Here is a 21562-nt window from a genome sequence, read left to right as displayed (position 1 = left end):
TTACTGTTGGGGTTTCGCCGCCGCACTCGCGGTCGGCTCCGGCTTCGGCCGGGCGGCACTCGCCGCAGCTCCGGCTGCCGTGTTGTTGAACGCTTTCATGAAGCTCGGAAAATCGAGGGGGATGACTTCGGGGAGCCGGCCGGTGCGGTCACCGGCGTCGTAGTTGGGACTGGGCTTGGTGCGCATCACGCGCTGCCAGACCGGCTTGCCGTCCTCGCCGGTTTTCATGTCCAGGTCGCAGAACAAGATCAGGTCCACCAGACCGGTGACCAGTTTCCGCGCCTTCTCCGGCAGCGTCGGCACGATGCGGGTGTGCTTGCCGGTCCGGGTCTCGATGTCCCGCTCCTGGGAGTGGGAGATCAGGATCAGCCCATAGGGCAGGAAGGCGAGCTTGTTGATGACGCGCTGGAACTCGTTGTTGATCAGCGCGTAGCCCTTGCCGTAGCCCAGGTCGGACTCGTGCTCGATCTTGAATTTCTTGCAGACGTAGTCCGAGCACATCTTGTAGGCGTTATCCACCGTGTCGACGACGATGGTCTTAAATTCGTGCTTGCCCTCGGCGATCTCGGCGCAGGCCTGCAAGAGGTCGTCCCAGCAGGTGATCGGGGTCTGGAACACCTCCAGGGCGTTCAGGCCCGGCTCGGTCGCCAGGAACAGTGCGTCATCGGCCTTGGAGCACCAGGTGCTCTTGCCGATCTTGCTCGGGCCGTACACCAGGGCGGTGAGGTCCGAGAGCGTGTGTTTGGGTTTGCTTTTGGTCTTGGGAAGCATGGCTTCGTCTCCTTATGGTTGGGATTTCAAAACACCGGAGCGGCGTCTTCACCGGCTCCGTCCCGCAGCTCTTCGTGCGGGGCGATCCGTTGGAAATGGTTTTCGATGACGTTGGGGTTGCCGCCCGAGCGGCAGAGCTGGAAGTAGGCGCAGGGTCTTCCGTACTGGAAGCAGTAGCTGGTGTTGCGGTAGAAGGTGTCGCGCCGACGGGCGTCGAGCATGGCCTTGGAGAGTTCCCACAGCTCCGCCCGCAGTTCCTCGAACTGGTCTCGGGAGATGTAGAGCACCTCGCGATGGAACATGCCCGGCTCGAGGTACTTCTCCTGGAGCCGCTGCTGGAAGGTGTCGTCGTCCTCCGGCAGCTTGCGCTTGGCGCTGCTCTTGCCGGTTTTCGACTTGGCGAGCAGCTCCGCCCGGCGGGCCTCGAATTCGGCCTCGGTCTCACCCTTGCCCTGGCGCAGCTTGGCCTTGACCAGAACGTTGTAGATGATGCCGCTGACCGTGATGCCGAGGGTCTGCTCCAGGTACCAGGCGTAGAGGATGATCTGGAAATCGGTCCACAGCCGCTCCAGGTAGCTGGCGTCGATCTGTGAAGCGGTTTTGTGTTCCAGCAGGAAATGCTGACCATCTTGACGGACGATGCCGTCCACCTTTCCGGCGAGAATGAAACTGCGCGAGGTCGCGCCTGTCGCCGGGTTGACGATGGGACCTTCGAAGGTCTTTTCGAGCGCGACGACCTCGAATTCTTCGGCCGGGTAGTGTTCCGCATAGGCGCTCATCATGGCTCGGGCGAGATGCCAGTCGGCCTGTTGATGATCGTCCTGCGCCCGGTTCGGATATGTCCGGTCGATGTGGTCGAGGACCTTGGCCAGATCCCGCTCGCCGTGCCAGCACTCCAGGCAGTCGTGAATGACCGAGCCGAAGGCCAGATTGGGGTCGCGCTCGAGTGGTACCAGCTCGTCGATATAGCGCCACTTGCAGGCCATGCGGCAGTTGCGGAACAGCCGCCACATGGAATAGGTGGTGGTCATCAGCTCGCTCATACCGCCACCCCCGCTTCGGCAGCGGCGGGCGCTGCGCGATGCTTTGAGGCACAGGCGCAACCCGACGGCTGGGTACGTTCGATCAGGACCGAGCGTTCGCCGTATTCCTTGGTGGCGAAGCCGGTGAAGATGCGGGCGAGGTCGCTGCCGACATCGGTGGAGGCGTCGATCACGCAGGTGCGTCGGGCCTTGTCCAGATTGAACCGGCTCTCCATCCGCACACGGGAACTGCCATGCAGGCTTTCGACAGCCAGCATCGCCAGCATGAAAGTGTCTTCCAGTTCCTGGGCCGGGACCGACTCGTCAAAACGGTACTTGTAGGTGTCGTGAGTCATGGTTGAACTCCTCTTTTGTTCAGGTTCTGATTTCCGAGGCCCCGGATAGCCGCACCATGCGGCACGGTGCTTACTTACCGGAGCCGGAGTCGATGCGTCGGAGATCACAGGTAGTCCGTCAGGCCAGCCTCGATGAACGCCTCCCGCAGCTTGCTCAGCCGGTCGTAGAGGGTGGTTCTGGGAATGCCCATTTCCCGGGCGATTTCGGCCATGGTGCTGTCGTGTAGGCGCACGCACAGATCCCGGAGCTCCTCCGGTAGCGAGGCGATGGCCCGGTCGAGATCCATGCGGATCTCATGGGCGAGACGCTCCCTTGTCTCGCGGGTGCCGCTTCCCAGGGAGCCCTCGCTGTCCAGGAAGTCGATCCGTTCGGTGGTGTCGCCTTCGCCGTTGTCGAGGGGTTCGTTGAGTGAGGTTTGGCAGAGCCGCCAGTCCCGGCATTGGGCGAAACGGGCCTCCAGGATGGTGGAGATGTGACGTTCGACGATTCGGGCCATGAAGGTGGTCTTCTTGGCCTTGGCTGGATTGAAATGCCGCATCCGCTGCAGCAGATCGATCATCAGTTCCTGTTCGAGGTCGGGTCTGTCGTCCTCGGTGAATCCGGCCTTGCCTACGAGTTGACGTGCTTTGTGCCGAATGAGGTCGGCGGCATACTTGTCGATGCCGTCGTAAGAATTCTGTGAAACCATCGGGGCCTCCTCGGAGCGAGGAGGAGGTCCGCGTGGGTGTCGGCACGGGCCAGATCACAGGACAAAGCTGTCGCGTGGGCGAAGGGGTCGCAGGTACGCCGCCAATTGCCGTATTCGGCTCGGCGACACCCACAACAGCCTCCGCCATGCGTCCAGCTTGTTGTCCAGTGTCTAAGGGTTCAGGTCGTTACGTGTTCAGGCTGCCCGTTCCTCGATGCGCATCAGGAACGGGAGACCGTGCTTGATCTCGAGCAGGCAGACTTTTCCGCTGCCCATCTGCGCGAGGTGCTCCAGCAGCGCTACGACCTCTTGCTTGAGGATGAAGTCATCCTGGTCGCGCTCGGGCCGGGGACCGCTCTGTCCGCCCAGCTTGATCTCGCGCTCGATGACCGTGTCAGGGGTGAGTTCCGGCTCGCCGTCGCGGACCGGAATGTTGGAGATGCGGCCGAAGTTGATGTCCTGCATCAATTCGATGAGTCGCCGCTTCGGTGGGGTGAGGTGTGCTTTGCTTGTCTGGTTCATGCCGAACCTCCTTCATTTCTGGACCGACCGGGAGACAGGTCCGGCATGAATTTCCCGGGTAGCGGTCGTGAACTTTTTGTGTTCACCAGACCTGTCACCCTGCTTTGGCGAATTTTCGTTGCGACCCCGAAAAACGCCCTGGCTCAAGAAGGAGGAAAGCCCGTAAGGCTCTGATTGGTGGTGGATTTACAGAGGAAAACTTTTTTAACTTTTTTTGCCCGGACCCAGTGAAATTTCACCGAGCGGGCCTCCAAGACGCAAAAAGCCCCGATCCAGAATCCTGAATCGGGGCTATAGATTTGTCGGGCGCAAAAAAGGGTGGTCAGTAAACCTCGGCACCTTCCGGGAGGATGCGGAACTTACACCGGTAGGTCTTGGTATCCTTGACCCATTCGATGGGATCGTCATCGAGCCGGAAGAATTCCCGCAGGTGCTTCGACAACTCTTGCTTCTGTTTCTTCAGTTTGTCCGACGCGTATCGGCTGCGCCAGTCGATCTCGCCACGGGAGTTGGCAAACCCCTCAAGCAATTTCCATTGCTCGGTAGGATTGCCATTCTTCCTGCTCGCCATTCCCATTTGCGTATAGGTGTATCGACCGCTCTGATCTCCCGCCCATATTGTGACGGTATGGCCATCACGGAATTGAATCTTGATTTGCGCCCATGTGGTACCCGGCGGTGTTGAAAAAAACACCGTGCCGCCAGAATCCGGCTCAGGCACCTGGCCGATAAGGGGTGCGAATATTGCGGCCTTGTCCCGACGGGTCATAAACCGTGGTGCATCTCCCAGGTGCAGCTCTTCGTTCAGCGCAATGAAGGGGCTGCTTCTCTGCGCCAGCAGTGTTTCAACTGCAGGACTCAGATGAAGGCGCGTGGGCGCGATCAGGACAAAGGGCTTGGGGATCGAGAGACATAATGATCGAACGACCTCTGCCAGCGCATCCATGCTGTCCTGCATCGTCAGAACAACCGGGAAGTCCATCCCCGCCGTGGGTATGAAATCGCCCAGTCTCCATGTATGAGGCAGTCCATCGAGTTTCGACTCTCGGTGTTCTATTCCCAAGGCCGCGCAGATAGCGCCATTGATGGCTGACTGCTTGAGCCGGTAGATCAGGGTCTGCCTTGTGGTGAGTTGGACGGCTGGATATTCCTTTTCATTGCAGATGGCCCGGATGTTGGTCTTCACATGGGTGACAACACTCCGTGGGCATCCGAGGCCACATTCCGTTGGGCAATCCACGGCGGTCGCGTGATTCTTGGTCAGTTGAAGGAAGTGATCCCGAAACAACGGGTATCGGTCCCAACCGGAGAGCGCCTTATCCCAATCGAACAGCGCCGCCGACTTTCCAGGCAATCTCTCCAGATATGCCCAGACGGGATCACTCATCCGAAACGCCCCCGGCTCCGACGATGAAACCCCTGAGTCCAAGCCACCTCTCGATAATCTCGGCATCACCATCACGTTTGAATTGCGCCCGGTTGCCTGAACTCAAAATCACAGATCTTGGAGTCTTGGACCCCTCGAACTTAATCTGAAAACTTGCTTTGATGATTTTCCCTCCGCCCGGAAGTGAAACTCCTCGATCACGAAGGGATGCAAAAATGTCTTCAGACCTGCGGATTTCGACGTCCTTGTGAGCGCCGCCCCAAAAGACCTGAACTTCCTTGAGCCTGACATACTCGATGCCATCGACGTCGTCACATAGGAGCGCGTCCTCACCAATTTGCCGCAAAGGTTCCAGGTCAAATCGGCTGCGCTCGTTGAAAAACTCTTCGTCTCCGAACAGGTGGAATCCGAATTTCTTGCGGTAGAGCTCCTTCTCCCCCTTGGTTTCAGCGTTCATGCGGATTTCCCCGATCACGGGGTTGTAGGCAAGCACGTCGAATTTTTCAGGACGGAAGTATTGGCTGGTGGACTCACCGGCCTCAATGACCGCCTCACGGGCATAGGGCTTGCCATGGCGTACGAGGAACCATGTGTGGCCCTCTTTGGGATAGACGAACACCTTGGAATACTTCCCCCGACGCTTCTTGGAAAACCATTCGTCGAGATCGGCTTCGAGGGCCGCGAGGGTTTCCTCGGATGGCAGCACGAAATCCGGCAGCGGGTTTTTCTTGGTCTTAAAATACTCGAAGGACCTGACGTTCATGAAGAACTGCTCGGCGTGTACCTTCTCGATGATTTCCCGGTCAGCCATCCAAACCTGGATCGCCAAGTCTGCAGGGGCGGCGTTCTCGCCAATTTCCACGTCGATGTCCGTTCCGGCGATCTCATCCTGAATGGAGTCAAAACCCTCGGGGGTCGAAACCTCATTCACATAAAACAGCGCCTCGGCCAGATCATCCGGGGTCGTACTGTCCGGCGTCAGCAAAAGGTGGCTGAGGGCGTTGTAGTCCAGGCCATCTTCCTGCTGGACTGGTGGCAACTCTACGCCGCGAGCTGAAAAATAAGCGGCATGAGGTTCCAGAAAGGCAATGAGATGCTTCCTGTCGATTCGCCGGAGCATCTCCGGCTTCGAAAAGCGGCGTAGGTTAAAAGTTGCCATCAATTACTCCTGTCGTTTTGTCGTTACTCTTCCATGTCTGTCTCGATCAATTCCGTTTCCATCCAACGACCTTGCCTAAAACTCGAAGGTCATCCTCCGGCCTGATCCGGATCTTTCGTACCTCCGGGTTCTCGGGCACCAATTCGATGAGCTCGTCTTTGATTTTCAGCCGCTTGACGGTTGCCTCGTTGTTGAGAAGCGCGACAACGATGTCTCCGTCCTCGGCGATGGGCTGCTGCCGCACGATGATCAAATCACCATCGTTGATACCGGCACCGACCATGCTGTCACCCACCGCACGGAGTGCGAAGTGCTGACCGGAACGAACGACGTCCGATTCGACCAGTACTTGGCCGGTGACGTTCTCTTCCGCCAGGATGGGGCAGCCAGCGGCCACCATACCCACAACAGGTACTGAAACCAGGGAGGCAGCCATCTCGCTGGGACGGCGGGCGACGGCAATGCCGCGAGACTTCCCGTCCTCTCTCTTCAGGTATCCCTTGCGCACCAGTTGGTTGATCCGGTCATGGGCACTCGCCGGGCTGATTTCAAAGATCTCGCTCAGTTCCTTCACCGTTGGAGGGAAGCCCTTGGCATCGACAAAACGACATATCGCTTCGAGCGTTTTCCGCTGCAACGGCGTTATCTCATCCGTCTTCGCTTTGCCCATGGCGTCTCCATTTCTGTTGAAAGACAAAAAGGCGCAATGCGCCAGCAAACCCTAATAATATAAACCTGATGCATATCAGGTCAAGAAATAATCTCACACCTGATTTCCGACACTTCCACGAGCCCCTCGGTAGGTAAGGCATTGAAGAATGCCGGTTTGAAACCGGACGAACAGTTAGAAACCAGATAACCGACCAGAGGCGGAGCTGAGGCGGTTGTGGGTGCCATCGAACGCGCATCCCGACCGCCACCGTTTTCTGGCATCCACACCATCCAGCCCCCCGGTCCCACCGGAGGTGTTCGATGTTGGATGTACAGGAAATGAATGATGGGCCGGGGCTTGATGACCTTGGCGAAAACGGCAAACCCGGCCGCCTGTCGGGTGAGGCGAGGCTCCAGTCAGCCGCCTCCATTCTGGCCACGGCGGTCCTGCGCCGAAAGGCCAAAAAAGCATGTGTTGGCAATGAGTTAGATGTTTTCAAAGATTCTTCCCCTGTGCTCGGAGAAGGACTTGATTCATTGCCGGAACAGAGCATTCATTCATGACAACTCGTCCGGAAACCAAAATAAGGAGTTGAAAATGAATGAGTTACAGAACGCCGCCACCGGCGGCAAGAACCAGGACCGAACCCGAAACTCGGTTCTTCGGCAGATGGCCCTGCTGCAATCCATGTCCCTGGAGCAGCTCCGGGAAAAATGGCTCGACCTCTACGGTGAAGAGCCGCCCCAGTACAAGAAGCAATTCCTCATCAAGAGGCTGGCCTATCGCATCCAGGAGCTTTTCTACGGCGGGCTGTCCGAGCAGGCCAAGGTCCATCTCCAGCAGGCCGCCAAGGAGGACCCGGTCGCCACTGTCAATCGACGCATCCCAGAGGGGCGGAAATCGAACGAGGCGATCCTGCCTGGAACCAGACTGGTGCGGGTCTGGAACGACCGGCGCTATGAGGTGATCGTCCTTGCCGATGGCTACGAGTTCGAAGGTCGCACCTTCCGGTCGCTCAGCGCGGTGGCCAGGGAGATCACCGGGACGCGCTGGAACGGCAAGGTCTTTTTCGGACTGAAGAAGGTTTACGGCAGAAAAGCCGAGGGAGGGTCGGATGCTTGATAACAGCAATGTCGCGCCGGGAAAGAAAAAGACCCTGCGCTGTGCCATCTACACCCGCAAGAGCCACGAGGAAGGGCTCGAACAGGAATTCAACTCGTTGGATGCGCAACGGGAATCGGCGGAACACTATATCGAAGCCCAGAGAATGCGTGGCTGGACGGCTCTGCCGGATCGCTACGACGATGGTGGTTTCTCGGGTGGGAACATGGAGCGCCCGGGGCTGCGCCGACTGCTGGCGGACATCGACGCCGGGAAGATTGATGTGATCGTGGTCTACAAGGTCGACCGACTGTCCCGCTCGCTGCTGGACTTCATGAAGATGATCGACCTCTTCAACGAAAAGGGCGTCAGCTTCGTTTCGGTCACCCAGCACTTCAGCACCACCGACCCCACCGGCCGAATGTTTCTCGGCATCCTGATCACCTTCGCCCAGTACGAGCGGGAGGTCATTGCCGAACGCATCCGGGACAAGGTGGCGGCAGCCAAGCGCCGGGGGAAATACTGCGGCGGCGTACCCATCCTCGGATACGACGTCGACAGGGACAACAAGAAGCTGCTGGTCAACCCAGATGAAGCCAGGACGGTGCAGTACATCTTCCGCCGGTTCATCCAGATCGGCTCGGCCAAGAAGCTGGGCCAGGAATTGAACGAACAGGGATACCGCACCAAGGCCTGGACCACCAAGAAAGGAAAGGTGCGCGATGGCTCCGAATGGAACACCGCCCACATCTACCGGCTGCTCAACAACCGAATCTATATCGGCGAGATCGCCCACAAGGATCGCAGTTACCCCGGCGAGCACGAAGGGATCATCGACCGGGCGACCTGGGACAAGGTGCAAGCCATCCTGGAGGACAACAAACCGGTCAAGGTATCCATGGCCAGAACCAAAATGGTCGCCCCGCTGAAAGGCGTCATCCGCTGCGGCCACTGCGGATGCGCGATGGGACCGACCTACGCCCGCAAGAACGGCCGCCACTACACCTATTACATCTGCCAGAAGGACAGCAAGCGGACCGTGAGCCGATGCCCGCTCAAGCGGATTCCCGCCGGGGACATCGAGCAGGCGGTAATCGAGCAGTTGAGCGCCGTGTTCCGCACACCGACGCTGGTGGCCAAGACCTACTTCGCAGCCCGGGACATCGAGCAGGCGGAGCGAGAGCGGCTGTTCAAACAGAACGCCCAGCTCGAGATTGAGCTGTCGCAGGCGCGAGAGCAGGCACTTGAACTGATGAAGCCCGGCAACGATCAGCCGGGCAAGGCCGAGATGCTGACGACCGTCAACCGCCAGGCGGTCGAGCTCTCAAAACAACTGACCCATGTGAGCGAGCGATGCAGAGCCTACCAGGGGAACAGCATCACGGAACAGGATGTGTCGGAGGCCTTCCAGAATGTGGAGGGGTTCTGGGAAGACCTTTTCCCGGTGGAGCGGAATCGCCTCATCCGCCTCCTGGTGGACAAGGTGGAGATCCGCGAGACCGGAATCGACATGGAGCTGCGCACCAACGGGCTGACAACGCTAATCGCCGAGCTGGCCGGTCTGGCATGCGAAGTCACGGAACGGAGGACAAGCCGATGAAAATGAAGCCGACCATTACCGTTGCCGACAACGGCAACCTGCAGATCCACATCCCGATGCTGATCCGGCGCATGCGCGGCCGCAAGACGGTCATCGCTCCCCAGGCCCTGGATGGAGAAATCACCGGAGCGCAGGAACCGGTGCAGTCCGCCGTCCTTCAGGCGCTGGGAAGGGCCTTTTCCTGGGCCGACATCCTCGAATCCGGCCAGATCAAGTCCATCAGCGAGCTTGCCCGTACCCTCGACGTCGATGGCTCGTATGTGGCCCGCATCCTCAAGCTAACGACCCTGGCCCCCGACATCGTCGAGGCCCTGATCAACGGCGAGGAACCAAACGGGTTATCGCTGGCCAAGCTGACCCAGACCTTTCCCGAGGACTGGGCCGAGCAGCGCCGCCAGTTCGGCTTCGCCACCGACTGACGACCGGACCGGAGACCGCCCCAGAGAGCCGACCATCAGCGTCGGCTTTTCTTCTTTAGGGGGCAGGAAGCCGGAGTTGACCGCGCTTCTTTTCATGGCCGAGGCGGGCGATTTCGAAAAAAACGTCCGGTTGCGGCATCGAACGATGACCTAAGACAACCGCCCAAAATGGCAATCAGCCGCAAACCCATATCAATCAAGGATGTAGCTTTCCGGACGAGCTTCGGACTTGGTCCGGAGAAAACAGAGAATCAGGGGCCAAACAGAGAAAGAAAGGCTGGAAGATGGGGAGAATCGATGGTGCGGAGAGGTGCCTTGGAAAGATGTGAAACGGGCGCAAACCCTTTAGAAACAAGGGGAAAAAGAAAACCCGTCACCCCGGAGAATGACCCCAGAGAGACGGGTTTGTCTTTTCTAAATGGTGGAGGCGGCGGGAGTTGAACCCGCGTCCGAAAGCATTCCGCCTAGGCTTCTACATGCTTATCCCGCATTTTGAGTTTCGCTCCGGAAGCCTCCCACGGGCAGGATGCCGCCTTCGCTAGCCCGCAGAGTCTCGTTCGCGGCGCTGCAGGCAACACGCCGAAAACCATCCCGCTGAGTCGACGCTCCGTACGGCCTCGCAGGAGAAGGCCGCGGGAACGGTAGCCGCTTACGCGGCTACGGCGTACGCATAATCGTCTGCGTTTGTGTTTAGCCCCAACGGTTTTACGAGGAGTCAGGACCTCGGCATGCAACGTAAGCTTCTTTACCTCCGTCGAACCCGTTTCGCCCCCATTTCGGCAGGAAAACAGACGATGGCAATCGTATATTAACCCTTTGGCCCGTTAAGTCAAGCTGCTACCGAAAGCCGCGTGCGTCAGACCGCGTGCGTCCGGCTCTCCGAGCCGTCTTATTCATTGCCCCGACCGCGGGTTCGAGAGTGACGGCAGCTCGCGCGGGCGGATTCTCGGCAGTCCTTTTCTACAAAATCGCCGCCGAGCGCGACGGGAGCTCGCACGCGGATTCTCCAACCTGGTGAACCATATGATGGAATCGGGGTTCGGCAGAGTCCCGGGCATGCGGATTCCCGGTTTGAAATCCGAGGCGGACGCGGCGTCGTCACGGCTGGGGTTCGCGCGGGCGGGATCTCGTTGGTTGTAAAACTAGGCCAGTCCTAGCTTTATAGCTAACCGCGGTTCGCGCGGGCGGGATCTCGTTTGAGTGCCATGGCTTTTTCGGGAGGGATGACGGCACTGTCCCGCCCGGGCGGATTCCGGCGCAGGACAATCCGTTAGAGGTCATGACGTCGCGCATCGTCCCGCGCGGGCGGATTCCGCAAGTGGAAGCCGGTTGTTGAAGCCATATGACTTGCCCGTCGCAGTCCAAATTTGCTATGTTTCCAGGTTGGCTGTCCGACGACGGCCCGCGCGCATTTGTGGCGCCGTGCGCCCGTGCCGGCGGATAATCCGGCGGGCTGTAGACAATAAACCCTTGCCGGGCGTCGGATGGAGTGGCACCTGTTCGACACGAATCCAGCGGGGTTGTCGTTGACGTGGAGCGCCGGTAGGAATCGCCGGCGGAGCACCGCCCCGGAGACGGTTGGTATGACCAGACGGAAGAAAATGACCCTGTGGGCGGGTGGCGGAGCCGCATTACTGCTCCTAACGCTGGTGGCCGCCCCCTTCATCGCCTCGCGGGTGATCGGCCTGGAATCGGTCAGGGAAAAGCTGCTCACCGACGTCCGCGAGCAGACCGGCCTTCACATCGAGTTCAGGAAACTCGAGCTTTCCTTCCTGCCCACTCCCAGGCTCCTGATTCATTCCGGAGGCCTGACGCTCCCCGGAAAACTGGACGGCACCGTTGACACCCTCGTCCTGGTCCCCAGGCTCCTGCCGCTTTTCAAGGGCGAGTTGAAGGCGGACATCATTCGGCTGGAGTCTCCCAAGTTCTCCATCACGCTTCCGCAGCCGAGAGTGGAAGCGCAGCCCGAGCCCACGAGCTTCAGCAGAAGGTCCGCCGAAAAGGGGGTTCGAGCCCTCATTTCGCTGCTCAAACCCGAGACCCACGAAATCACCATACGGATCACCAACGGCAGCTTCGAATGCCGGGATGCCGCGGGCAGTCGCTTCTGGTTCCGCGAAGTGAACGCGCGCGCCGCCATGACCTCCGAACGGCTTGAATTGAGCGCCGACTGCATGCGGTCCAACCTCTGGGAAAGCCTCATCGTCAGCGGCTGGATGAACCCCAGGGATCTGTCGAGCAGCGGCCGGGTGATTCTCCACGGTTTCTCGCCGGAACCGCTTTGGGCTTACCTTTTTCCCGGCGCCGCGATGCGTTTCGGCGAATCGAGGCTGGACCTGGACGCGACCCTGGTGAGCGAAGGTCCACGGAACATGCGGGCATTCTTTCAGGGTTCCGCGCCGATCGTCACCCTCATCGAAACCGACGACGACCAGCTTGCCCTCAAGGGCGGCGCCGTCCAAGGCTCCTTCGCGCTGGAAGGCCGCAGACTCGAAATCGACCTGACGCGACTCGATTTTCTGTACCCCCAGGCCAACCTTACCGGCCATTTCTTGCGGGACCCCGCCTCATCCACGGTCAGCCTGGAACTGGAAGGCCGGGACATGGGGGCTTCGTCTGTGCGCGAAGTGGCCCTGGCTCTACAGGGAGAACGTCGCGTCGTCCAGAATATTTTCGAGATCATCCAGGAAGGCCAGGTGCCTCGGATCACCTTCAGCACGCGGGGCAAGCGCATGGGAGATCTGCGGAAGCCCGAGAACATCGTGATCAAGGGCAACATCCACCACGGCAAGGTGTACATCCCGAAAATCAAGATGACGGTGGAAGACGTCGTGGGCGATGTGGTCATCACCAACAACGTTCTCGAAGGAACCAGCCTCATCGGCCGCACGGGCAACTCCCGGGGAAGGGACGGTTTCCTCAGGGTCGGCCTCACCAAAGACAACTCGACCTTTCACCTCGACATCCTGATCGACGCGGATCTCGCCGACCTGCCCCCGGTTCTCGACAATACGGTGAAAAGCGATGCTTTCCTGCAGGAACTGGCCATCATGAAGAACGTGGAGGGCAAAGCCACGGGGAAACTGATCCTGGGGGAGAGCCTGCGGGACGTCAACACGCGGGTGGAAGTCGGAGCGTTCGAGCTGTCCGGAGACTACGCGCGCATTCCCTATCGCATCGATCTCAAAGGCGAATCGCTCCTTTTCGACGAGCGGATGATTTCGACGTCGGGCTTCAGCGGTTCATTCGGGAAGACCTCCTTTTCCCGGATCAACCTGCTCTATCGCTGGGGGGAACAGCATTACATGGAGATCACCGCCCGGCAACAGGGGGCGAAGATCAACATTGACGAGGTCCACCCGTTGTTGAGGGGCGTTGAGAAGAACCGCGGGATTCAAAGACCCTTCGACGTCGTGAAAGGGACCCTCTCCCTGGACGCCCTTGATTTCAAGGGCCCCATCCTCTACCCCAAGGAGTGGATCTTCACCGGCAAGGGAAGCGTCGACGACGCGGTCGTGCAGATTCCGGTGTTTCCCGCGCCGTACAACGTCAAGCGGGGCCGCCTCGAAGGCGACCAGGAAACCCTCTTGCTCCAGGATTGCCAGACCCGGTTTCAGGACGCCTCGGCTTCCGTTTCCGGAAGTCTCAAGGGATACATGGAAAACCTCAGCTCCATGGACTTGACTTTCCAGGGTAACGTGGGCGTCGACGCGAATCGGTCTTTCCACGACTTTATCGACCTTCCGGCCACGTACCGCAACGCCGCGCCCGTAGCCGTCTCCGACGCTCACCTGGTGTGGGAAAGGACGGGCAGGACACTCTTCGAAGCGAACATGGTTCCGAAAGGGGGGCCGCGTGTGTCCATGGAATTGGAAAGGATTCCGGGCCAAATCGACATCCGGAGGCTGAGCATCAAGGACAACGATTCCGACGCGTTCCTGTCGCTCAAGATCAGGGAAAAAGGTTTCAAGCTGGGTTTCTACGGAGTCCTGAGCAACAAGACCGCGGATCGTCTCCTGATCCGGAACGAGCTCCTCGGCGGCTGGATACGGGGCAACTTCAAGACGTATATCCGCCTGAACAAGCCAATGAATTCCACAGCCTGGGGGCAACTCGAAGCGGCGGGCTTCGTCTACTCGCACAAGCTCGGAACACCGGCCCGGATCGAAACCGCCAGGCTCACGGCCAACGGCAACAAGCTGAAAGTGCGATCCGCCCGCGTGAACTGGCTGGACGCCAGGATGAATGTCGTGGGAAGCGTCAAGTTCACTCCGAGCGGATTCAAGCTCGACATGGACCTGTCCGCCGACAGAGTCGACTTCGAGAAGCTTAAAGGGATCTGGGACGACACCCGCAAGGCGCCCGTCCCTGCCTCGACTCCGAAAACGAGCGAAAAACGCAAAGACCTCAAGCTCCGGGGAACACTCAGGACCGGGATCGACAACTTCACTTTCGGGAGCCTCAACTGGAGTCCGGTCCAGGGCACCGTGCGCTTTCTCGAGAACGAGGTGCACATCGACATCATGCGCGCCGACCTGTGCGGCATTCCCACCCCCGGCACCGTGAACATCGCCGACGGGCGCATGCAGATCAATCTCAAACCGGGGGGAAGCGGCCTCGACCTGGACTCGACCCTGACCTGCCTGTGGAACAGGAAGGGCCTCCTGAGCGGCACTTTCGACCTCAAGGGGAACGTCTCGGCCGCGAATGTGAACGACGACGCGCTCGGCCTGCTGTCCGGGAACCTGGAGCTGCTGGCCCGCAAGGGCCGCATGTACCGTTTCGAAATCCTCGCGAAGATCTTCACTCTGATCAATTTCACCGAGATTTTCCGCGGCAGGCTTCCGGACCTGCTCACCGAAGGATGTTCCTACGACACCATCAAGGCCGCGGGAAAGCTCCAGGACGGCAAGCTGATCCTGGACAACTCGGTGGTGGACGGCTCGTGCGTGCGGATGGTCTGGAAAGGCGAGGTCGACCTGGTGAACAGGAAAGTGAACCTCATCGTCATTGTGGCGCCGTTCAGGACCGTGGACCGGATCATCGACAAGGTTCCGGTGGTGGGCAAGCTGATGAACGGCACCCTCATTTCCATACCCGTGCGGGTCACCGGCGACCTGGCGGACCCCACCGTGATCCCTCTGTCGCCCTCCGCGGTGGGTTCGGGTTTGCTCGGCTTCATGAAGCGAACTTTCGAGCTTCCCTTTTCCCTGCTTGAGCCCTTTCGCAATCAAGAATCTCCCGAAACCTCCCCCAGCGGCGCGCCGCCCGACACCGAAGTGAAGTGAAATCGCACCGCGGCCGCGTTCTATTCCGGGACCCAATGCATTATATTACATAAGGCACCGGGCAGCGGGGCGTAACGACACTTCATCGCGGTTGCGAGCGCCGGCGGGGTTATCCGGGCACACGGCGACGCGACGTTTGCGCGGAGTGCCGATCGAAGGAAAAAGAAGAGGGAAATCGCGCTGATGGAAAGGATGGCCTTTCGGATCAGGGGCATGTGCTGCGGGGACGAGATCTCCGTTCTGAAGAGGCAGGTAGGGCCTCTGGTCGGCGGCGAGCTGAACCTGTCCTTCGACTTGTTGAACGGCAAGATGACGGTGGTGTCCTCCGGCCCCCCCATACGCGCGGAGGAGATCACGGCGGTGGTGGCCGCGACGGGGATGCAGGCCGTTCCATGGGTCGATTTCTGTTCGGGCGGCGTGTGCGCGGTCGAGGAAGGCCTGTGGCGGCGCCACGGCCGCCTTCTGCTGTGCTGCGCCTCCGGTCTGTTGATCGTCGCGGGATTCCTCCTTCACGTTTTCCAGAACGGGAGCTTCCTCGAGGCGCTGGCGGGCGGAGAACACGCCGGTCGGCCGTTTCCCCCGGGAACCGTCATGCTCTACGCCTGCGCCATCGTCGCCGGCGGCTGGAATATCGCGCCCAGAGCCTTCTTTGCCGCAAGAAATCTTCAACCCGACATGAACCTGCTGATGGCCGTCGCGGTTGTCGGCGCCATATGGATCGGCCAGTGGACCGAAGCGGCGTCCGTTACCTTTCTTTTCTCGCTGGCCCTGCTGCTCGAATCCTGGAGCGTCGGGCGCGCCCGCAACGCCATCCGCGCACTCACGGACATTTCACCCCGGACGGCCCGGTTCATCTGCCCCACGGACGGAGATATCGAAGAAAAACCGGTGGACGACGTCCCGGTGGGCGCCACCGTTCTGGTGCGCCCGGGCGAAAAGATTCCCCTGGACGGCACCGTCACGGCGGGTGCCTCATGGGTCGACGAAGCGCCCATTACGGGCGAATCCCTCCCGGTGGAAAAGCGAATGGGAGACCCCGTATTTGCGGGGACCGTCAATGGCGAGGGCGCGATCGAGTTCCGCGCGACGCGACCATCCGGCGACACCACTCTGGCACGCATCATCCGGATGGTCGAGGAAGGCCAGGCCCGTCGCGCGCCCGCCGAACAGTGGGTCGAGCGGTTCGCACGGTTCTACACGCCCGCCATGATGATCCTGGCGGGACTGATCGCCGTGGCCCCCCCGCTGGTGTTGGGAGGCGATTGGACCGGGTGGTTCTACCAGGCCCTTGTCATCCTGGTGATCGCCTGTCCCTGCTCCCTGGTCATTTCAACCCCGGTGAGCGTCGTCTCCGGGCTGACCGCCGCCGCCCGCCATGGAGTCCTGATCAAAGGCGGAGCTTTCCTCGAGGCTCCCGCGCACCTGCGTTCCATCGCCTTCGACAAGACCGGGACTCTGACGCGGGGAGAACCCCGCATTCAGGAAATCATCCCGATGGACGACCACACCGAGAGCGGTCTGCTGTTGAATGCCGCCGCCCTCGAATCGCACAGCACTCACCCCCTTGCGCGAGCCATTCTGAACGCGGCGCAGGCCAGGGGCATCGAGTACACGCCGGCCCGGGACTTCACGATTCTTCCCGGCATGGGAGCCAGAGGGGTGATCGACGGCAGGCCATACTGGATCGGCAGTCATCGGATGCTGGAAAGCCTCGAGCGGGAAAGCCCGCTGTTCCATGAAATGGCCTGCCGCCTCGAAGACGCGGGACATTCACTGGTGGCCATGTGGTGTGACGATCACATCTGCGGCGTGATGAGCGTGGCCGACATGGTGAGACCGGAGGCCGGGGAGGTCATCCGGGAATTGAAGTCCCTCGGTGTCCGCCGGGTCGTCATGATCACCGGCGACAACCACCGGACCGCCGCACAGGCGGCCCGTGCGATCGGCGTCGATGAATTCCATTCGGAATTGCTGCCGGAAGACAAGGTTGAGCTCGTGTCGAAAATGGAGCAGGAATCCGGCCCCACCGCCATGGTGGGCGACGGAGTGAACGACGCGCCCGCCATGACCGCCTCCTCGGTATCCATCGCCATGGGCGCCATGGGGTCCGACGCGGCCGTCGAGACCGCCGACATCGCCCTCATGTCCGACGACCTCACCCGACTTCCGTGGCTGGTCCGGCACTCCCGCAGGACCCTGGGGATCATCAAATCGAACATCGCCTTCTCCCTCGGGGTCAAGGCGCTCTTCGTGGTCCTGTCCGTCATGGGACTGGCCAACCTCTGGGGGGCCATCGCGGCCGACATGGGTGCATCGCTCCTGGTGATTTTCAACGGGCTGCGGCTGCTCGGCGATACCGTCCCCCGCTCGCCCGCGCTCACCGGAACAGCGGCATAGTCAAACACCCGAACACCACGCTCCATGACGGTTTCGTCACCCCGCGAGCAGACAAATCGGTGCTCTCCGTCAGTCCGTCGACATCCGTCTACTCCAGCACGCCGTCTTCTTTTTGGAGGATGGCGAGTTTGTCCGGCGAGGGCTCGGTTTCTTTTCCCCGCAGTCGTTTCAATCCCTCGCGGTACCACTTGAGCCCCGACCTGGTCCGAAGCCTCTGCCGGTCGAGATCCCTGGGCAGCTTTCCGCGGGCGCAGCGCTGCAGGACGTGCAGCTTGGTCTCGGCTTCCAGCGCGGTGTGATTGGCAATGTACTCCACGAGCGCGGCCCATTCGGCGGAGGAAGGCCCTCCCCACTGCAGGGTGACGGCGAACAGCCGATAGCACACCAGGGTCGCATCGCGGTCTTCCTCGGTGAGAAAGCGGCGGCCGCTGTAGAGGCGTATGGCTTCCTTGCCCACCTGGCTCGTGAAGGCGAGATGAAACCACCGCAACAGGAAGAAGTAACCCTCGCGGCTCAGTTCCTTGCCCGCCCAGTACATCGGATTTCCCAGGTTTTTCACGTTCAAGGCCCATCCCGCGATACGCTGCAGATGCGGATTCCTGCGCAGAATCCGCATGATGGGATGCTCGTTGAGCTTGCGGTACACCTGGTAGTAGCGCTGAAAGTCACTGAGCTTGCGGTTGCCGAGATACCGGAACGGAGGAGCCTGGGCAATCCGATTGATCCTGTTGGTGACCCGTCGGATCAGTTGAAGGGATTCGATGAGGGACGCTTCGTACTGCGGCACTTCGGCTTCGGGATGGTAGACCGCGCTGACGGCCCGCACGATCTTGACCGCCCGTTGATTGAGGGAATCGAGACCGAGCTCCAGCTCCACATCGGGAACGGACCAGACCTCGCGGCGCATTTCGCGGATGAGCTCCAGCGCCTGTCGGTCCGCCGGCCCGGGAGAGGGCAGGGCATCCAGCTCGTGATCCTCCTCGAACTGCTCATCGAGCATCCGCCTCAGGCGGCGCCTCAACCACCAGCGGGCCACCACCATTGCCAGGATGGTCCCCACAGTCAATGCCAGCAGGACGACGCTCACCCAGTGCCGGGACACCAGGTCCACAAAAAAATTCAGGCTGGATTGCTCGTTCATGGTTCAGCGGCCCAAAAAACGTCAAAACGGTGCGCAGTCGGCCTCCGCTGCCGTGTCGGGGCCCTCCTCCCCCGCCGGTTTTCCGCCTTCCATCCACTTGATCATGAGTCCCAAATGCTCGGATTCCCAGTGTGGCCCCAGCCTTTCGGACAGGAAACGGGTGTAGAGAACGTCCAGGACCGAGAACACTTCCTCCAGGAAGAACATCTTTTCGAGGAATTCACCGTCCTGATCCTCCTGATCCGAATCGCGTGCCTGCCTGGGCGTCTTCAGTCCCTTGAAGGTCCACAGCGCGCTGTCCAGGGTGAAGGTGTACTCGTTGTCGCCGACCACCAGGAACAATTGAATCTCGTGGACCATTTTGCCCTGCCGCAGCCCGGTGCGGGCTTCATGGAGCGAATTGGCCTGCGTCGTGCACACCACTCGTTCCATGCCTTCGCCCGGCTTGTTGAGCACGAACCGCTCGCCGAGGTGAAGCTCGGCGACCTTCCCCGGGATTTCGATCCTCCCACCGTGATGCTCGACAAAAAACCACAGCCATGTCAGGAATTCGTATCCAAGGAAACGCCCTTCGTCCATGGCGAGTGGAGACTGCACCGTGATCATGGAACCGAGGTGGTCCTTCTGGCGCCCGTCCAGGGGCAGCAGGTTGAGCGCCCAGTGAACGTGATACAGAGGGACCGGATACATGTGGAACATGTCTTCGAAATGCGTGAGAAAAACGTCCAGGAGCTTGGCGCTCGTGGTTCCCACGAGCAGCCATTTCCGCGCCGTGTTCCACACCACCTCGCAGGCCACGGGCTGGAAAAGCGCGCGGCTGAGCAGCCAGCTCCTGACGTTTTCCTGGATTTCGATCTTCTCGTGGCGGGCGGGCCACTTGCCTTCATTCTCATCCCGGTGCTTGCGCACCGCCTCGCGAACGTACTTTTTCAGAACGATCGGCGGCACCTTGCGCTGGTCGATGCGGAAATTGAAGGCCAGGTATTCACCTTTGTGATACGAGCCGTAGGGGAAGGACGATTCGAAGAAATCCTCCCAGGAAGTGAATCCCTGGGCCAATTCCTGGCCGTCGTCGGGGTCTTTGAACATCCCTTCGTTCAACTTCTCGTCCACGTAACTCCAGAAGTCCTCCCGGATTGCATCGGGAACAAAGAACCGGGTAAAGGTCGCTGAGGAAGACGAAATTGCCATGTGCGATTCATCCTGTAAGCTGGTTTTCGGGAACGGCGCAACGGCCGCGGCCTGCAAGCCCTCCGGCACGATAAAACATCATGCGGTTGCCGGGATGCGGCGTCAGCGACCCGTCTTCCCGGATTGTTCCCTGGCTCTGAGCTTCCTTGCCTCTTCCTTTCTCCTGCGGCGTCGGTCGATTTCCTTCCTTCTCTCGGTCTTCTTGTGCTTGGCCATGTACCCTCCCTGGTTGTCGGGATGCCGAGCGGCAAAAACAATAAAGCCGGGAAACACACCGGCTGCCTGTGCCCTGATCGGACATCCCGGAAAAGGATTATGCAAAAATGACGACGAGCCGTCAGACTAGTCGAAAATGCCTGCGGAGTCAAAAGCGAATGCGGCGAGGCCAGCGGGGGAAGGAAAACATCAGAATTTGACCGTTCTGACGATCATTTCGTACTCCTGGATTTCCTCAGGGCTCAGTTCACGCCGCAACAGCTTCTTGCTCACCATGATCGGGCATTTCTGATGAAGAGCCAGGGCCACCGCGTCGCTCGGCCGACTGTCGAAAACGGCCTCTTCACCCTGGATTCGAACGTATATTTTTGCGTAGTAAGTGTTTTCCTGCATGGCGAAAATCTCGACCCGTTCGATGACAACCCCGGACCGGTTGAGAATCGAGATGTAAAGGTCATGCGTCAAGGGCCGTTTCGGTTCGACGAGGCCTTTTTCTTTGGCAATGGCCGTGATTTCGGCGTCACCGACAAACATCAGGAAATAGTGGGTGTCATTTTCCGATTCCTTCAGGACCACCATATTCCCCTGGATCCGGTCCGTCTTTATGTATACTTCCCTGGCTTCGACAAAATCCTTCGACTCCATGGTTATCTCCCTCATGCTGTTTGTCGTCCGTTCGGAATTCCCGTTCCGGATTCCCGGTCGCAACGGCCCCCGCCCCGCGCCATCTTATGAACCTCAGGTGCGTCTGCCGGGCGCAGACGGCGCCGCACGGACCGTCACAATCACTGCATTGAGAACACTACCACTTATATATAGTACTTTGAAACCCGTTTTCAAGGAGTGACCCGCGCGCGCGAAAGCGCTCCGGAAAGCTCACGCGGGGCGTGGGGCAAGGAGCGCCCCATCGCGGCGAACGGCGGGACGGCGGAAATGCGCCGGCCTGAGGCGTGAGCCTCCGTTTCACGGCTCCGGCCGCCCCAATTCTTCGAGAGCTCCGGCGATGCTGTCGAATTCCTTCAACCGCTTCCGGGCCCGGTCAAGGAACGGCTCGGCCTCCGGGTTTCCGTGACGCTCCAGGGCCGCTGCGGCCGCATTCACCAGGTAGGGATTTTCGTGTTCGGTGAACTCGACGAGCAACCGGAAACCAGCCGGAGTGCGAAGATTTCCCAGCACGGCAAGAAGGCCGACCTTCAGCTCGTCGAAGGCTCGGTCTTCGTCGAGCACCGCCTCGATTTGCGGCAGAGCGCGCTCGCCGAACGATTCGATGTTCTGCAGGCATTTCTGGGAGAAATACGGAAACCGGAACATGGCCAGTTCCGCAAGCAGGCGAATGGAATCGTCCGTGCCGCAACCCCGCAGCAGGTCGGGCACGAACAGGCTGACCCAGGAAAACGTGTAGCACAACGGAAGAAGATAGGGAATGGCGGCGCTCCCCTGGGCTTCGATCTGCGCGAGGACGGGGGCCAGGGCCTCCCGCCGGGCTTCGAAACCGGCCTCCTGCCTGGCGGGAAACCGCTCCAGATCGTTGGCCGTCTTCAACGCATCGATCAATTTCAACAAATTTGCGTCGTCCCCGAGGGGGAACCGGCTGCGGTAGGTGCGAGCCCGCTGTGCGACCCAGAACTTGTCCAGCCACGTGGACGGAGAA

The 21562-nt window shown here is 60.2% G+C and carries 17 protein-coding genes and 1 other RNA gene; 6 read left to right on the top strand and 12 right to left on the bottom strand.

Annotated features, from left to right (window positions below; all coding sequences use genetic code 11):
* The 8 genes from SFUM_RS19575 to lexA form a co-directional block, all read right to left on the bottom strand.
* The gene (locus SFUM_RS19575; RefSeq protein WP_011700579.1) at window positions 1-771 is read right to left on the bottom strand and encodes an ATP-binding protein; all 771 of its coding nucleotides are present in this window, start codon (window positions 769-771) and stop codon (window positions 1-3) included.
* A gap of 26 nt (window positions 772-797) precedes the next feature.
* Window positions 798-1814, bottom strand: coding sequence for a PD-(D/E)XK nuclease family protein (locus SFUM_RS19570; protein WP_011700578.1), 1017 nt, complete (start codon window positions 1812-1814; stop codon window positions 798-800).
* On the bottom strand, window positions 1811-2149 hold the full coding sequence (locus SFUM_RS19565) for a hypothetical protein (RefSeq protein ID WP_011700577.1): 339 nt from the start codon (window positions 2147-2149) through the stop codon (window positions 1811-1813). Before SFUM_RS19565 ends, SFUM_RS19570 begins: the two co-directional genes overlap by 4 nt.
* Window positions 2150-2253: 104 nt before the next feature.
* Window positions 2254-2838, bottom strand: a complete 585-nt coding sequence (locus tag SFUM_RS19560; protein ID WP_011700576.1) for a sigma-70 family RNA polymerase sigma factor — start codon at window positions 2836-2838, stop codon at window positions 2254-2256.
* A gap of 195 nt (window positions 2839-3033) precedes the next feature.
* A complete protein-coding gene (locus SFUM_RS19555; RefSeq protein ID WP_011700575.1) occupies window positions 3034-3360 on the bottom strand; it encodes a hypothetical protein in 327 nt (108 codons plus the stop codon).
* A gap of 322 nt (window positions 3361-3682) precedes the next feature.
* Window positions 3683-4747 (bottom strand): hypothetical protein, encoded by a 1065-nt coding sequence (locus SFUM_RS19550; protein WP_011700574.1) that lies wholly within the window; start codon window positions 4745-4747, stop codon window positions 3683-3685.
* A complete protein-coding gene (locus SFUM_RS19545; protein ID WP_011700573.1) occupies window positions 4740-5906 on the bottom strand; it encodes a hypothetical protein in 1167 nt (388 codons plus the stop codon). Before SFUM_RS19545 ends, SFUM_RS19550 begins: the two co-directional genes overlap by 8 nt.
* A gap of 46 nt (window positions 5907-5952) precedes the next feature.
* Window positions 5953-6576, bottom strand: coding sequence for a transcriptional repressor LexA (gene lexA, locus SFUM_RS19540; RefSeq protein ID WP_011700572.1), 624 nt, complete (start codon window positions 6574-6576; stop codon window positions 5953-5955).
* Window positions 6577-6878: 302 nt separating this feature from the next.
* On the opposite strand from lexA, the gene SFUM_RS19535 reads away from it, so the two are divergent.
* The 4 genes from SFUM_RS19535 to SFUM_RS19520 are packed head-to-tail and all read left to right on the top strand — an operon-like array spanning window position 6879 to window position 9678.
* A complete protein-coding gene (locus SFUM_RS19535) occupies window positions 6879-7121 on the top strand; it encodes a hypothetical protein (protein ID WP_011700571.1) in 243 nt (80 codons plus the stop codon).
* A gap of 34 nt (window positions 7122-7155) precedes the next feature.
* Window positions 7156-7680: a DUF2924 domain-containing protein gene (locus SFUM_RS19530; protein ID WP_011700570.1), complete on the top strand. Its 525-nt coding sequence runs from the start codon at window positions 7156-7158 to the stop codon at window positions 7678-7680.
* Window positions 7673-9259 carry a recombinase family protein gene (locus SFUM_RS19525; RefSeq protein ID WP_011700569.1) on the top strand — a complete coding sequence of 529 codons (1587 nt, stop codon included), beginning with the start codon at window positions 7673-7675 and terminating at the stop codon, window positions 9257-9259. Before SFUM_RS19530 ends, SFUM_RS19525 begins: the two co-directional genes overlap by 8 nt.
* Window positions 9256-9678 carry a hypothetical protein gene (locus SFUM_RS19520; protein ID WP_011700568.1) on the top strand — a complete coding sequence of 141 codons (423 nt, stop codon included), beginning with the start codon at window positions 9256-9258 and terminating at the stop codon, window positions 9676-9678. The genes SFUM_RS19525 and SFUM_RS19520 overlap by 4 nt, the downstream gene beginning before the upstream one ends.
* 419 nt (window positions 9679-10097) lie before the next feature.
* Here the strand turns inward: SFUM_RS19520 and ssrA are convergent.
* Window positions 10098-10451: a transfer-messenger RNA gene (ssrA, locus tag SFUM_RS22715) on the bottom strand.
* 810 nt (window positions 10452-11261) lie between these two features.
* Here ssrA and SFUM_RS19515 point away from each other — a divergent pair.
* A complete protein-coding gene (locus SFUM_RS19515; RefSeq protein WP_011700567.1) occupies window positions 11262-14966 on the top strand; it encodes a YhdP family protein in 3705 nt (1234 codons plus the stop codon).
* A 183-nt stretch (window positions 14967-15149) separates the two neighbouring features.
* Window positions 15150-17363 carry a heavy metal translocating P-type ATPase gene (locus SFUM_RS19510; protein WP_011700566.1) on the top strand — a complete coding sequence of 738 codons (2214 nt, stop codon included), beginning with the start codon at window positions 15150-15152 and terminating at the stop codon, window positions 17361-17363.
* Between the two features lie 88 nt (window positions 17364-17451).
* On the opposite strand, the gene SFUM_RS19505 is transcribed toward SFUM_RS19510, so the two are convergent.
* From SFUM_RS19505 to SFUM_RS19495, 3 genes are all read right to left on the bottom strand, one after another.
* Window positions 17452-18504: a hypothetical protein gene (locus SFUM_RS19505; protein WP_011700565.1), complete on the bottom strand. Its 1053-nt coding sequence runs from the start codon at window positions 18502-18504 to the stop codon at window positions 17452-17454.
* Window positions 18505-18525: 21 nt separating this feature from the next.
* Window positions 18526-19695 carry a recombination-associated protein RdgC gene (locus SFUM_RS19500; RefSeq protein ID WP_011700564.1) on the bottom strand — a complete coding sequence of 390 codons (1170 nt, stop codon included), beginning with the start codon at window positions 19693-19695 and terminating at the stop codon, window positions 18526-18528.
* A gap of 405 nt (window positions 19696-20100) precedes the next feature.
* A complete protein-coding gene (locus SFUM_RS19495) occupies window positions 20101-20556 on the bottom strand; it encodes a bifunctional nuclease family protein (RefSeq protein WP_011700563.1) in 456 nt (151 codons plus the stop codon).
* Between the last annotated feature and the right edge of the window lie 1006 nt (window positions 20557-21562).

The sequence above is a fragment of the Syntrophobacter fumaroxidans MPOB genome (assembly GCF_000014965.1).
Taxonomy (GTDB): domain Bacteria; phylum Desulfobacterota; class Syntrophobacteria; order Syntrophobacterales; family Syntrophobacteraceae; genus Syntrophobacter; species Syntrophobacter fumaroxidans.
This window is presented reverse-complemented; position numbering and strand designations above follow the sequence as displayed.

Coding starts and splice junctions, on each gene's coding strand:
- SFUM_RS19575 (WP_011700579.1), bottom strand. CDS start 771: ATGCTTCCCAAGACCAAAAGCAAACCCAAACACACGCTCTCGGACCTC.
- SFUM_RS19570 (WP_011700578.1), bottom strand. CDS start 1,814: ATGAGCGAGCTGATGACCACCACCTATTCCATGTGGCGGCTGTTCCGC.
- SFUM_RS19565 (WP_011700577.1), bottom strand. CDS start 2,149: ATGACTCACGACACCTACAAGTACCGTTTTGACGAGTCGGTCCCGGCC.
- SFUM_RS19560 (WP_011700576.1), bottom strand. CDS start 2,838: ATGGTTTCACAGAATTCTTACGACGGCATCGACAAGTATGCCGCCGAC.
- SFUM_RS19555 (WP_011700575.1), bottom strand. CDS start 3,360: ATGAACCAGACAAGCAAAGCACACCTCACCCCACCGAAGCGGCGACTC.
- SFUM_RS19550 (WP_011700574.1), bottom strand. CDS start 4,747: ATGAGTGATCCCGTCTGGGCATATCTGGAGAGATTGCCTGGAAAGTCG.
- SFUM_RS19545 (WP_011700573.1), bottom strand. CDS start 5,906: ATGGCAACTTTTAACCTACGCCGCTTTTCGAAGCCGGAGATGCTCCGG.
- lexA (WP_011700572.1), bottom strand. CDS start 6,576: ATGGGCAAAGCGAAGACGGATGAGATAACGCCGTTGCAGCGGAAAACG.
- SFUM_RS19535 (WP_011700571.1), top strand. CDS start 6,879: ATGTTGGATGTACAGGAAATGAATGATGGGCCGGGGCTTGATGACCTT.
- SFUM_RS19530 (WP_011700570.1), top strand. CDS start 7,156: ATGAATGAGTTACAGAACGCCGCCACCGGCGGCAAGAACCAGGACCGA.
- SFUM_RS19525 (WP_011700569.1), top strand. CDS start 7,673: ATGCTTGATAACAGCAATGTCGCGCCGGGAAAGAAAAAGACCCTGCGC.
- SFUM_RS19520 (WP_011700568.1), top strand. CDS start 9,256: ATGAAAATGAAGCCGACCATTACCGTTGCCGACAACGGCAACCTGCAG.
- SFUM_RS19515 (WP_011700567.1), top strand. CDS start 11,262: ATGACCAGACGGAAGAAAATGACCCTGTGGGCGGGTGGCGGAGCCGCA.
- SFUM_RS19510 (WP_011700566.1), top strand. CDS start 15,150: ATGGAAAGGATGGCCTTTCGGATCAGGGGCATGTGCTGCGGGGACGAG.
- SFUM_RS19505 (WP_011700565.1), bottom strand. CDS start 18,504: ATGAACGAGCAATCCAGCCTGAATTTTTTTGTGGACCTGGTGTCCCGG.
- SFUM_RS19500 (WP_011700564.1), bottom strand. CDS start 19,695: ATGGCAATTTCGTCTTCCTCAGCGACCTTTACCCGGTTCTTTGTTCCC.
- SFUM_RS19495 (WP_011700563.1), bottom strand. CDS start 20,556: ATGGAGTCGAAGGATTTTGTCGAAGCCAGGGAAGTATACATAAAGACG.